Below are 11,980 nucleotides of genomic sequence, written 5' to 3'. Positions count from 1 at the left end.
CGCGCTCGACGTGAGCACGGGCTCAGTGGGCGCACTGGCCGGAATGCCGGCCAGCGGCGGCGCATTATGCGCCGACGGGCCGTTCAAATCGTGCATCACACGGGCCGGCTCAGGCGCGCCAAAGCTGGGCACGAATGGGGCCGAAGTGGCGGGCGCAACAGGAGCAGCTTCCGGACGGGGCGTTTCGGCCACCGGGGCCGGGGCCACAATCGGCTCGTGCGAGGCACTACCGCCCATCGCAGGCGTGGTGATGGAATGCGCATCGCGGGCAAAACCCGTGGCAATCACCGTCACGCGGATGCTCTGGCCCAGCGTGTCGTCGATGCCGTGGCCGAAAATCATCTCGGCGTCCTGCCCAGCTTTCTCCTGGATGTACTCCGTGATTTCCGTCAGCTCATCCATCTCCAGCTCGTGCTCGACGCCCGACATGATGGAGAGCAGAATGCGTTGCGCGCCGTGAATGTCGGTGTTGTTGAGTAGCGGCGAGTTTAGGGCTTCCTCGGCGGCGCGGCGGGCGCGGTTTTCGCCTTCGGTCACGCTGCTGCCCATTACGGCAGCCCCGCTGTCCTTCATCACCGTTTTCACGTCTTCAAAGTCGACGTTCACATCGGCCGTCACCGTGATGATTTCGGCGATGGACTTGGCGGCCGTGGTCAGCACGGTATCAGCTTTGGCAAAGGCAGCGCCCATCGTCAGGTTGCCGTAAATCTGCGGCAGCTTGTCGTTGAGAATCACCAGCACCGTGTCGCAGTGCTCGCTCAGTGCCTTGATGCCTTCTTCGGCCTGCTGACGCTTTTTCTTGCCCTCAAACATGAACGGGGCCGTCACGATACCTACCGTGAGGATGCCCAGCTCCTGCGCAACCTGCGCGATAACAGGAGCCGCGCCGGTACCGGTACCACCGCCCATGCCGGCCGTGATGAAGAGCATCTTAGTGCCCTGATTCAGCAGGTCACGGATTTGCTCCTTGCTCTCGATGGCGGCCTGGCGGCCTCGCTCGGGCTTGGCACCCGCACCGAGGCCTTCGGTGAGGTCGACGCCAATTTGCAGCTTATTGGGCACCGTGGAGCTTTGCAGCGCCTGGTGGTCGGTGTTGCAGATGATAAACTCCACGTCCTTGATGCCCTGCTTGTGCATGTGCTTCACGGCATTGGAGCCACCGCCGCCAACCCCAATCACCTTGATGATGGACTTGCTCTGGGCGGGAATATCGAATTTGTAATTCATAAGAAGTATGTCATGTTGAGCGAAGCGAAACAACTTATCGCGTCCGCGCCGCATTGGTTAGTAACTCTGACAAACGCAGCCGTGATAAGATGCTTCGTTCCTCAGCATGACAGGCATATTTAGTAAGATTTATCGTCGTAATCGTCAATCAGCAGCCCTTTGGTGCGGGTGATGATATCCTTGAAGAAGCGGCTGGCAGCACCGGGCTCTTTGGGCTTGGCGGGCTGCGGCGCGGGGGCCGGAACTGCAGGCGTAGCAGCAACACGGGTTTCCACGGGCGCGGGAGTGGCTTGAGCCACCGGCGCAGCGGCAGCTGGCGCGGAATAGTAAGATGGCGCGGCCACCTGCTCCTCTTCGTAGCTGGGACGCGAAATCTGACGCTCATCAAGCGAGTGGTAGCCCGACAGCACGAGGCCCACAGTGGTAGCGTACATCGGCGACTTTACAGCCTCAATGCGGCTCTTGCCGAGGTGCTGGTTAGGGTAGCCGATGCGGGTATCCAAGCCGGTGATGTACTCGGTGAGCTGCTCCAGGTTCTGGAGCTGCGAACCGCCGCCGGTGAGCACGATGCCAGCCGACAACTTGTCGTGCAGGCCCATGCGGTAGATTTCAGCATACACCAACTCCATAATTTCCGACATGCGGGCCTCAATGATATAGGCCAGGTTCTTCAGCGAAACCTCTTTCGGCGGACGGTTAGGCAGGCCGGGGATGCTCACGATTTCGTAGTCGCTGGCTTCCTGGGCAATGGCTTTGCCGAACTTCACCTTCAGCTGCTCGGCTTGGCCGGGAGCCACGTTGCAGCCGGTTTTGATGTCCTGCGTGATGATGTTGCCGCCGAAGGGCAATACCGCCGCGTGGCGAATGATGCCGTCTTTGAACACCGCCAAATCGGTGGTGCCGCCGCCAATGTCAATCAGGGCCACGCCGGCCTCCTTCTCCTCCTCCGAGAGGATGGACATGGAGCTGGCGAGGGGTTCGAGAATGAGGTCAGCGATTTCGAGGCCGGCCTTGGTCACGCACTTGTTGATGTTGTTGATGGCCGTGCTCTGGGCCGTGATGATGTGGAAGTTGCCTTCCAGGCGCACGCCTTCGTAGCCCACGGGGTCGGAAATGCCTTCCTCGTAGTCCACTTTGTAGTCCTGCGGCATCACGTGGATGATTTGCGAGCCGGGCTGGGTCACGAGGCGGTACATGTCCTGCGTGAGGCGCGCCACGTCTTCTGGCCCGATGGTATCATGCGAATTGCGCGTGATGCTGCCGTTGTGCTGGAGGCTCTTGATGTGCTGGCCGGCAATGCCGACGTTTACCACTCCAATGCTAATTCCAGACTGTTCTTCGGCCTGCCGAATGGCCCGTTTAATGGCATCTACGGTCTTGTCGATATTGAGCACGATGCCGCGCGAAACCCCTTCCGACACGGCTTTACCCATGCCCAGGATTTCGAGTTTACCGAACTCGTTTTTGCGGCCCACCAGGGCGCAGATTTTTGTGGTACCAATGTCGAGCCCGACGACGATTTTATCTTGTTGCATATGGAGCGGTGCTGGCGAGCAGTGAAGAAGCGGTGGGAATGGAATGAAAATCTAAGACCTAATGGTCTATTTTTCAGCAAATTGCTATTCGCAAATAATCTGATTTTGGTATTCGACGTTTACGCGGTGGTAGGTATCCCACCCCAAAACTGACGGAATTTGACGGTAAAATACCATAAGCTTTGCGAATTTTTCAGAAATATTTTCGGGGAGCCCGAATTCGATACGTTGGTCGCCCACTTGCTGCGTGAACGACAGCTTGCCGCCGGGCTCAATAAACACCTCCGAAACCTGCGCTTTCCAGAATTCATGCTCGTCTACGTAGCGCAAAAACTCCAGGTAATGCCGCCCGGTACTATCCTGGAAAAATCCAGTTGGCAGGCTGCCTCCGCCGGGCCGCGCCACGGTGGCTACGCGGGCCGTAAACAACGGTGAAAGCGGCAGGGCGTGCCCTTCGGCATCCACATAGGTATCGAGGCGGGTATCGGGGTGCGTGAGGCGGGCGATGGGGCGATTCTGGCGCACGTCGGCGTGCAGGTTGCCGGCAAGGTCGCGGTACACCTGGGCGTCGCGCACGAAGGCGTGGGCCTTCAGGCGAGCTTCGAGCACGCGTAGGCGTGGCCCCTCGGGTTGCGTGCCGATGACGGGTTCTTTGCCGCCCTTGGTGAGCAGGGCCGTTACGCCGCGCTCGGAGATGAAATAATTATCGAACTCGTTGACAATGTTCACCTTCACGGCATCGACCGAGCGGTTGGACTGGCGCACGGCGGCGAAAGCGCCCAGCGCGCCCAGCACCAGCAGGCAGGCAGCGGCAACGAGTAAGTTTCTAACGGTGCGTTCCAAAAGGGAGGGTATTGGGGAATGTGGGTTGGTGAGCTGATAGTTCTATCGGTCAGCCTTAACGGGTGTTTTACGGTTCTACTTCCACCGTTCCGTTAATACCATTTTGAGTTGGGGAACCAGCGTGTCAATGTCTCCGGCACCTACTGTGGCCAGCACGTCGAAGGACGTGTCGGTTTGGGCAGCGGCCAGGGCTTGTTCTTTTGTCACGAGGGCTTTTGTGGGAGCGGTAATTTCAGCCAAGAGCATTTCGGCAGTTACGCCGGGTAGCGGCTTCTCACGGGCGGGGTAAATATCCAACAAAAACACCTCATCTGCAATACTTAAGCTCTTGGAAAAGCCAGCGGCAAAGTCGCGGGTGCGGGTGAACAGGTGGGGTTGAAAAATGACGCGCAGGCGCTTGGTCGGGTAAAGCGCCCGCACGGAACGCAGGAAGGCTTCGATTTCGCGTGGATGGTGGGCGTAATCGTCTAAATAAACGTTTTCGGGTGCGGTCACGACGAATTCAAACCGACGCTTTACACCCCGGTAGGCAGCCACGGCGGCGCGCAACTTTTCTTCGCTCAGACCCTGTAGCTGGGCCACGGCAGCGGCGGCCAGCATGTTTTCGACGTTGTGGTAGCCGGGCACCGCCAGTTCCAGGCCAAGCACAGTGCCTTCGGGGCGGTGCAGGTCGAAGTGGAAGCGGTGGCCTTCGGCGGTGATGTTGGCGGCGTAAAGTTCGGGGCCCTGCTCTGGGGTGAGGCCGTAGCGGATAACGCGGGTGCCGGGCGGCACGGCGGCGGCCACGCTGGCATCGGCGGTGTGGTTGATGAGCAGCGTGCCGCCAGGCTTGATTTGAGCCACGAACTGGCGGAACGACTCAATCAGGGCCGACTGGTCGCCGTAGATGTCGAGGTGGTCGGCATCGGTGCTCGTGACGATGGCTACGTCCGGGAACAAGGTCAGGAAGCTGCGGTCGTATTCGTCGGCTTCGACCACGATGGGCGCTGCGGGCGTGGCGGGCAGCAACAGGTTGCTACCCAGGTTCACCGAAATGCCGCCGAGGAAGGCTCCGGCGTCGAGGCCGGCGTGATGCAGCAGGTGGGCCACCATGCTGCTGGTAGTGGTTTTGCCGTGGGTACCGGCCACCGCAATGGTGTAGCGGCCCTGGGTAAGCACGCCCAGCACCTGGCTGCGCTTGCGGATATCGTAGCCTTCGGCCCGCAGCCAGGCCCATTCCAGGCTGTCGGCCGGCATGGCGGGCGTGAGGACGACCAGCGTTTGGGCGCGGTTTTCGCGGACTTCGGCCGGGATGTTCTCCACGGCATCGGCATAGTGAATGGCGATGCCTTCGGCGGCGAGGGCGCGGGTGAGGGGCGTTTCGGTTTTGTCGTAGCCACTCACCTGATGGCCGTTGGCACGGAACCAGCGGGCCAAGGCCGACATGCCGATGCCGCCGATGCCGAGGAAGAAAACGTAGGGAAACTGGTTCAAATTCAGGGGGTATTTAGGCTCTTTCGAATGTCATGCCGAGCTTAATCAAGCTCGGTAATCCGCTCCTTCTTAATCAACTTCAATAGCTCGTCCACAATCGTCACGGTCGCATCGGGGCGGGCCAACTCGCGGACGCGGGTACTGAGCTGCTGCTGGCGCTCGGGGTCGCTCAGGAGGCGGAGGGCTTCGTCGTATAACCGCTCAGAAGCGTGCTCATCGGTAATAAGGACGGCGGCGCCTTTGCTAACCAGGGCCAGCGCGTTTTTGGTCTGGTGGTCTTCGGCCACGTTGGGCGAGGGTACTAGGATGCTGGCCTTGCCGGTGAGGCAGAGCTCGGACACTGACAGCGCCCCGGCGCGGCTGATGACGATGTCGGCGGCGGCGTAGGCCAGGTCCATGCGCTGGATGAATTCCAGCGCGTGGAGGCCGGCGGCCTGGTCGGCCTGCTGGCGGGCTTCGGGGAAGTAGAGCTTGCCGGTTTGCCAGAGGAGCTGGATACCGGCTTCGCGCAGGCGCAGCAGGGCAGCGGCCGTGGCCTGGTTGAGGGTGCGGGCACCGAGGCTGCCGCCGACAACCAGCAGGGTTTTCTTGTTGGGGTCGAGACCGAAGAATTTCAGGGCCTCATCGCGGTTGCCGAGGGCAATTTCGGTGCGCACGGGGTTGCCGGTGAGGACGAGCTTATCGGCGGGAAAGAATTTCTCCATGCCGTCGTAAGCCACGCAGATTTTATTCACCCGCTTGGCCAGCAGCTTATTCACGAGGCCGGCGTAGGAATTTTGCTCCTGAATGAGTGAGGGAATGGCGCGGGACGTGGCGGCCAGCAGCACCGGGGCTGAGGCATAGCCCCCTACTCCTACCACAGCATCGGGCCGGAATTCTTCAATCAGCTTGCCTGCCTTGCGCACCGAGCGGAACACGCGCACCGGAAACATCAGGTTCTGGGGCGTGAGGCGGCGCTGCAGGCCGGTGATGTCGAGGCCCACGATTTTATAGCCGGCATCGGGTACGCGGGTCATTTCCATGCGGCCGTTGGCCCCCACGAAGAGGATTTCGGCATCGGGCATCCGGCGGCGCAGCTCATTAGCAATGGCTACGGCCGGGAAAATATGCCCGCCCGTGCCGCCGCCGGAGATGATGAAACGAAGTGGGGAGTTGGTCATGGATAACGGAACGTCGGGAAGGCAGACGGGTAGGACAGGGTCAATGGCAAGCAGTCAGACCGTCATGCAGAGCGCCGCGAAGCATCTTTACCGCGCAATGCAATCCAATCAATGGGATTAGTAGCTGCGGTAAAGATGCTTCGCTGCGCTCTGTATGACGTTTTTTTTGTATTCATTGCCAAAGCTCCACTAGTAGCTGACCGATACTTTCGGAATGCGCGCCGTGTCCTCCGGCTCGCCGGTCATGGGGCGGATTTCGCGCTCCCCGCGGCTCACGGCCAGAATAATGCCGATGCTGATGCCGGTGAAGATAAGCGAGGTGCCGCCCATACTCAGTAGCGGTAGCGGCAGGCCGGTGATGGGGCCGAGGCCCACGGCTACGCCCATGTTCACCAGTGCCTGGAGCACAAGGCTGAAACTGAGGCCCGCCGAGAGCAGGCCGCCGAAGGCTCCGTAGCTGTTCATCACCGTTTTCAGCCCTCGATAGAGGAAGGCCAGGTAGAGGAACAAGATGACAAACCCGCCCAGCAGGCCGTATTCTTCGATGATGACGGCGTATATGAAGTCGGAATACGGGTGCGGCAGGATGTTGCGCTCGGTGCTTTTGCCGGGGCCCTTGCCCACAATGCCGCCTGTGGCAATGGCGATGTAGCTGTGTTCGAGCTGAAAAGGCGTTTTCTTGGTCTTGTCGGTGAAGTTGGTAACGCGCGACATCACCGTGCCCAAGCGCTGACCGGCGGCCAGGCCCGCCCCGCCCAACACCACGAAAATGCCCACCATCACGGCCATGTGCTTGAGCGGCACCCGGCCGATGAACATCAGCAGCATGCAGGTGGCAAACAGCAGCAGCGCCGTGGAGGCATTACTCAGGATGATGAGGCTGCAAATGGTGCCCACCCACAGCATCACCGGGAGCAGGGTCGATTTGAAGTCGTCGAGGTGCTGCTGGCGGCGGCTGAGCATGCTGGCTAGGTGCGAAATCAGGGCCAGCTTGGCCAGGTCGGAGGGCTGGAAGGTCTGGTTAATCACCGGAATGGTCATCCAGCGCGATGCGCCGTTGGTTTCGCCGCCCATGAAAAACGTGAACAGCAGCAGCGGCACGCTCACCAGCAGCGCGTAGAGCGAGAGGCGCGAGTAGTGCCGGTAGTCGATGCGGTGCGCCAGCCACATGCAGCCCAGCCCCACGAAAATCAGGCTGCTGTGCTTGAAAAGGAAGGCTTCGGTGTTGCCGTCCATCTTCTTGTAGGCCAGCGTGCCGGTGGCCGAATACACCACGGCAATGCTGATGAAGGAGAACAGCAGCACGATGGCCCACAGAATGGGGTCGCCTTTGAGGTTGCGTTGCAGCCAGTCTTTCATAGGTGAAATGGTGAAGATTAGGGAACGTGACTGTTTGTTTTTCTAGACCGTCATGCTGAGCGCAGTCGAAGCATCTCGCGTGGGTTGGCAACTTATATTGTGAGAACATCATTGATTAGTGGTGGCACGCGAGATGCTTCGACTCCGCTGCGCTCCGCTCGGCATGACGTTCTATTTTTTCAATTCACTGACCGCCGCTGCAAACTGTCGGCCACGGTCTTCGTAGTTTTTGAACAGGTCGAAGCTGGCGCAACAGGGCGAGAGCAGCACCACGTCGCCGGGGACGGCTAGGGCGGCGGCACGGGCCACGGCATCGGCCATGCTCTGGGTTTCTTCGATGTGCGAGACGATGGGGTCGAACGCGGTGCGGAGCTTGGCGTTGTCGACGCCGAGGCAGATGAGGGCCTTCACGCGGTGCTCGGCCAGGTTGAGCAGGCTGCTGTAGTCGTTGCCTTTGTCGGTGCCGCCGGCAATCCAGATGATGGGCTGGTGGATACCATCGAGGGCATACCAGGCGGCCTCCACATTGGTGGCCTTGCTATCGTTGATGAAGCGGACGCCCTTGATTTCGCCCACCAGTTGCAGGCGGTGGTCGGCGTTCTGGAAGGTGGACAGAGCGGCTTCAATCTGCGCGGGTTCGAGGCCGGCCACGCGGGCGGCGAGCACGGCGGCCAGCGTGTTCTGGCGGTTGTGCTGGCCGATGAGGGGCGAGTTGGCGGTGTTTATCTCTACCCCAGCCTCTTCGTCGATGCCCGGCGTGAGGTTGGTGCAGAGCACGTCTTCCGTCACGTAGTAGCCGGCGAGGTGGATGTCGTGGCGGTGGTGCAAGCTGAAGGGCAGTTGCCGCGTTTCGAGGAAAGCCGACTGGAAATATTTGCCCGTCACCTCATCATCGGCATTGTAGATGAAAGCGCCGCTGCCGTCCAGGTTGCGGGTGATGCGCAGCTTGGCTTGGGCGTATTGTTCGAGCGAGTAGCCGTAGCGGTCGAGGTGGTCGGGCGTGATATTAAGCAGGATGGCAATCCAGGGCTGAAAGTCGTGGGTGTCATCGAGCTGGAAGCTACTCAGTTCTACCACGTAATAGTCGAATTTGTCTTCGATTACCTGCTCGGCCAGCGAGAAGCCCACGTTGCCAGCTAAGCCCACGCTCAGGCCGGCGCTTTTCAGGAGGTGGTAAATGAGCAGCGTGGTGGTGGTTTTGCCGTTGGTACCCGTGATGCAGATGCACTTAGCGCGGGTGTAGCGGCCGGCAAATTCGATTTCGGAGATAATCGGAGTGCCTTTCTCGCGCAGGGCCTGGATAACCTGCGCTTTTTCGGGGATGCCGGGGCTTTTCACCACCTCATCGGCCGCCAGGATTTTATCCAGCGAGTGCTGGCTTTCCTCGAAGGCAATGCCAGCCGCGGTGAGCTGCTGCTTGTACTCGGGCTGAATGGGGCCGCGGTCGGACACGAAAACCGTGTAGCCTTTGGCCTGGGCCAGGAGGGCCGCGCCCACGCCGCTTTCGGCCGCTCCGAGGATTACAATGTTCATTCTTAGCGCAGTTTCAGGGTAACCAAGGTGATGACAGCCAGCATGATGCCGACAATCCAGAAGCGTGATACGATTTTAGATTCGTGGTAGCCCAGCTTCTGGTAGTGGTGGTGCAGCGGCGACATGCGCAGCAGGCGGCGGCCCTCGCCGTATTTCTTGCGAGTGTATTTGAAGTAGCTCACCTGCACGATAACCGACAGATTTTCAATCAAAAACACGCCGCACAGAATCGGAATCAGCAGCTCTTTGCGCACTATGAGGGCCAGCACGGCGATGATGCCGCCCAGCGCCAGCGAACCCGTGTCGCCCATGAAAACCTGCGCCGGGTAGCTGTTATACCACAGAAAGCCGATGCAGGCCCCCACGAAGGCGGTACAGAAAATAACCAGCTCGCCCGAATCGGGAATGAACATGACATCCAGATAATCAGCCAACAACGCATTGCCGCTCACGAAGGCGAAGATGGCCAGCGTGATGCCGATGATGGCCGAAGTGCCAGCCGCCAGTCCGTCGAGACCGTCGGTGATGTTGGCGCCGTTGCTCACGGCCGTAATCAGGAAGATGACGATGGGAATGTAGAGAAAGCCGTAGAGGCCGTTGAAAAACGTGCCGGCGGTGGCAAACAGGTCGCCGTAGTTCAGCTCGTTGTTCTTCATAAATGGCACAGTGGTAATCATCAAGTGCACGTCTTTGAACACTTTGCTGGCATCGACAGCCGAGAAGGTGCCGTTGGGCAGCAGGTACTCGCGCACGGTGATTTCGTTGCTGTAGAACAGCACCCAGCCCACCGTGATGCCCAGGCCCACCTGGCCCAGCACCTTGAAGCGGCCGCTCAGGCCCTCCTTGTTCTTGCGGAATACCTTGATATAGTCGTCCAGAAAGCCAATCAGGCCCAGCCACACCGTACTCAAAATCATGAGAATGATGTAAATATTGCGCAGACGGGCCAGCAGAATCACCGGTACCAGAATGGCCAGGATGATGATGAGGCCGCCCATGGTGGGCGTGCCTTTCTTCTCGTTCTGGCCCTGCAAGCCGAGGTCGCGGATGCTTTCGCCCACCTGCTTGCGTTGCAGCACGCGGATAAGGCGGTGCCCGAATAGCTGGGCGATGAGCAGGGAAATGACTACAGCCAGACCAGCGCGGAACGTGGTGTACTGAAACACGCCGGTGCCCGCCAGGTGGTAATGTTCGTGCAGGTAACGGAAGAGGTAATAAAGCATTCGGTAATCGGTTAGCGGTGGGGCTTATTTGCCCAGCGCGGCAAAAGTTTCGGCAAGCACCAGCTTGTCGTCGAAGGACGTTTTCACGCCGCGAATTTCCTGATAATTCTCGTGGCCCTTGCCGGCCACCAACACAATGTCGTGCGGGCCGGCCAGCCGCACGGCGGCTTCGATGGCGGCGCGGCGGTCGGGCACGGTCTGGACTTTGGCCGAATCGGGCGCGGTTACGCCTGCCTGCATCTGGGCTAGGATTTCGGCGGGGTCCTCGAACCGGGGATTGTCGGAAGTGAGGATGACCTTATTGGAAAGCCGGGCGGCCAGGTTGGCCATGATGGGGCGCTTGGCGGCGTCGCGGTTGCCGCCGCAGCCCACCACCGTGATGATGTGCTGGCTGGGCTGGCGGATTTCGTGCAGCGTTTGCAGCACGTTTTCCAGCGCATCGGGCGTGTGGGCATAGTCGATGATGCCGGTGATGCTTTGCGTACCCGATACCACGGGTTCGAAGCGGCCGGGCGCGGTGGTCAGGCCCGAGAGGATGGTCAGGACTTCGGTGGGGTCCTCCCCTAGCAGCACGGCCGCGCCGTACACAGCCATCAGGTTGTAAGCGTTGAACACGCCGATGAGGCGGAACAGGATTTCGCGGCCGTCGATTTCGAGGTGCAGGCCGTGGACCTCATTCGCCACCAGCTTGGCGCGGAAGTCGGCGGCCCCGCGCAGCGAGTAGGTGGCGCGGCGGGCGGCGGTGTTTTGCAGCATCACCGGGCCGCGCTTGTCGTCGGCGTTGGTGAGGGCGAAGGCAGTTTTGGGTAGCGCGTCGAAGAAGGCTTTTTTGGCCTTCAGGTAGTTGTCGAAGGTGCCGTGGTAGTCGAGGTGGTCGTGGGTGAGGTTGGTGAAGATGCCACCTGCGAAGCGCAGACCGGTGATGCGGTGCTGGGCCACGGCGTGGCTGCTCACTTCCATGCAGGCGTGCGTGCAGCCGGCGGCTACCATGCGGGCCAGCAGCGCATTCAGGCGGATGGCATCGGGCGTGGTGTGGGTGGCGGGGATTACTTCCTCGTCAATCTGGTTCTGTACGGTGCTCAGCAGGCCGGCGTGGTAGCCGAGCTCGCGCAGCAGCTTGTGCAGCAGCGTGGCGCAGGTGGTTTTGCCATTGGTGCCCGTCACGCCCACCAGCGTGAGCTGGCGCGAGGGGTGGCCGTGGAAGGCCGCTGCCATGTGGCCCAATGCCTCAGCCGAGTCGGCCACCAGCACGTAGGCCGTGGCAGGGTTCAGCACGGCCGGCAGTTCTTCGCAGATAACGGCGGCCAAGCCCTTTTCCACCGCGCCTTCGATAAACTTGTGGCCATCGGTAGCCGTGCCGCGCAGAGCGCAAAAAGCGACGCCCGGCCCGGCTTCGCGCGAGTCGAGGGTAAGGCCGGTGATGGGCACGTCGGTGGGGCCGTGCTGGGCGAGCACGTTCACGTCGGTAAGCAGGGAAAAGAGCGGCAGGGAAATCATGAGTAGTTGCGCGGACGTTCGGAACCTCACCCCCGGCCCCTCTCCCCAAGAGAGGGGAGCCTGACGACTTTGGGGATTAGATGGATTGTCAATGGTTTTGCCGGATGCTAAAGCGGCAGGTGTAACTAGC

9 protein-coding genes are annotated in these 11,980 nt (G+C 60.6%); all 9 read right to left on the bottom strand.

Annotated features, from left to right (window positions below):
- A partial coding sequence (gene ftsZ, locus AAFH49_RS14325; protein ID WP_342299180.1) for a cell division protein FtsZ occupies positions 1–1,227 on the bottom strand: 1,227 nt, incomplete at its 3' end.
- A gap of 119 nt (positions 1,228–1,346) precedes the next feature.
- The gene (gene ftsA, locus AAFH49_RS14320; RefSeq protein ID WP_342299179.1) at positions 1,347–2,762 is read right to left on the bottom strand and encodes a cell division protein FtsA; all 1,416 of its coding nucleotides are present in this window, start codon (positions 2,760–2,762) and stop codon (positions 1,347–1,349) included.
- A gap of 84 nt (positions 2,763–2,846) precedes the next feature.
- On the bottom strand, positions 2,847–3,605 hold the full coding sequence (locus AAFH49_RS14315) for a cell division protein FtsQ/DivIB (RefSeq protein WP_342299177.1): 759 nt from the start codon (positions 3,603–3,605) through the stop codon (positions 2,847–2,849).
- A gap of 75 nt (positions 3,606–3,680) precedes the next feature.
- Positions 3,681–5,084, bottom strand: a complete 1,404-nt coding sequence (gene murC, locus AAFH49_RS14310; RefSeq protein ID WP_342299183.1) for a UDP-N-acetylmuramate--L-alanine ligase — start codon at positions 5,082–5,084, stop codon at positions 3,681–3,683.
- Between the two features lie 35 nt (positions 5,085–5,119).
- A complete protein-coding gene (gene murG / locus AAFH49_RS14305; RefSeq protein WP_342299176.1) occupies positions 5,120–6,238 on the bottom strand; it encodes an undecaprenyldiphospho-muramoylpentapeptide beta-N-acetylglucosaminyltransferase in 1,119 nt (372 codons plus the stop codon).
- A 189-nt stretch (positions 6,239–6,427) separates the two neighbouring features.
- Complete coding sequence (locus AAFH49_RS14300; RefSeq protein WP_342299174.1) at positions 6,428–7,597, bottom strand: FtsW/RodA/SpoVE family cell cycle protein; 1,170 nt, start codon at positions 7,595–7,597, stop codon at positions 6,428–6,430.
- A gap of 171 nt (positions 7,598–7,768) precedes the next feature.
- On the bottom strand, positions 7,769–9,130 hold the full coding sequence (murD, locus tag AAFH49_RS14295) for a UDP-N-acetylmuramoyl-L-alanine--D-glutamate ligase (protein WP_342299173.1): 1,362 nt from the start codon (positions 9,128–9,130) through the stop codon (positions 7,769–7,771).
- A 2-nt stretch (positions 9,131–9,132) separates the two neighbouring features.
- Positions 9,133–10,353, bottom strand: coding sequence for a phospho-N-acetylmuramoyl-pentapeptide-transferase (gene mraY, locus AAFH49_RS14290; protein ID WP_342299172.1), 1,221 nt, complete (start codon positions 10,351–10,353; stop codon positions 9,133–9,135).
- A 24-nt stretch (positions 10,354–10,377) separates the two neighbouring features.
- Positions 10,378–11,850, bottom strand: a complete 1,473-nt coding sequence (locus tag AAFH49_RS14285) for a UDP-N-acetylmuramoyl-L-alanyl-D-glutamate--2,6-diaminopimelate ligase (RefSeq protein ID WP_342299170.1) — start codon at positions 11,848–11,850, stop codon at positions 10,378–10,380.
- Positions 11,851–11,980 lie beyond the last annotated feature (130 nt).

The organism is Hymenobacter segetis (assembly GCF_038448715.1).
GTDB lineage: Bacteria > Bacteroidota > Bacteroidia > Cytophagales > Hymenobacteraceae > Hymenobacter > Hymenobacter segetis.
This window is presented reverse-complemented; position numbering and strand designations above follow the sequence as displayed.

Bases quoted from the DNA above. Each gene is read 5' to 3' on its own strand.
- mraY (WP_342299172.1), bottom strand. From the start codon at position 10,353: ATGCTTTATTACCTCTTCCGTTACCTGCACGAACATTACCACCTGGCG.
- ftsA (WP_342299179.1), bottom strand. From the start codon at position 2,762: ATGCAACAAGATAAAATCGTCGTCGGGCTCGACATTGGTACCACAAAA.
- murD (WP_342299173.1), bottom strand. From the start codon at position 9,130: ATGAACATTGTAATCCTCGGAGCGGCCGAAAGCGGCGTGGGCGCGGCC.
- AAFH49_RS14300 (WP_342299174.1), bottom strand. From the start codon at position 7,597: ATGAAAGACTGGCTGCAACGCAACCTCAAAGGCGACCCCATTCTGTGG.
- murG (WP_342299176.1), bottom strand. From the start codon at position 6,238: ATGACCAACTCCCCACTTCGTTTCATCATCTCCGGCGGCGGCACGGGC.
- AAFH49_RS14285 (WP_342299170.1), bottom strand. From the start codon at position 11,850: ATGATTTCCCTGCCGCTCTTTTCCCTGCTTACCGACGTGAACGTGCTC.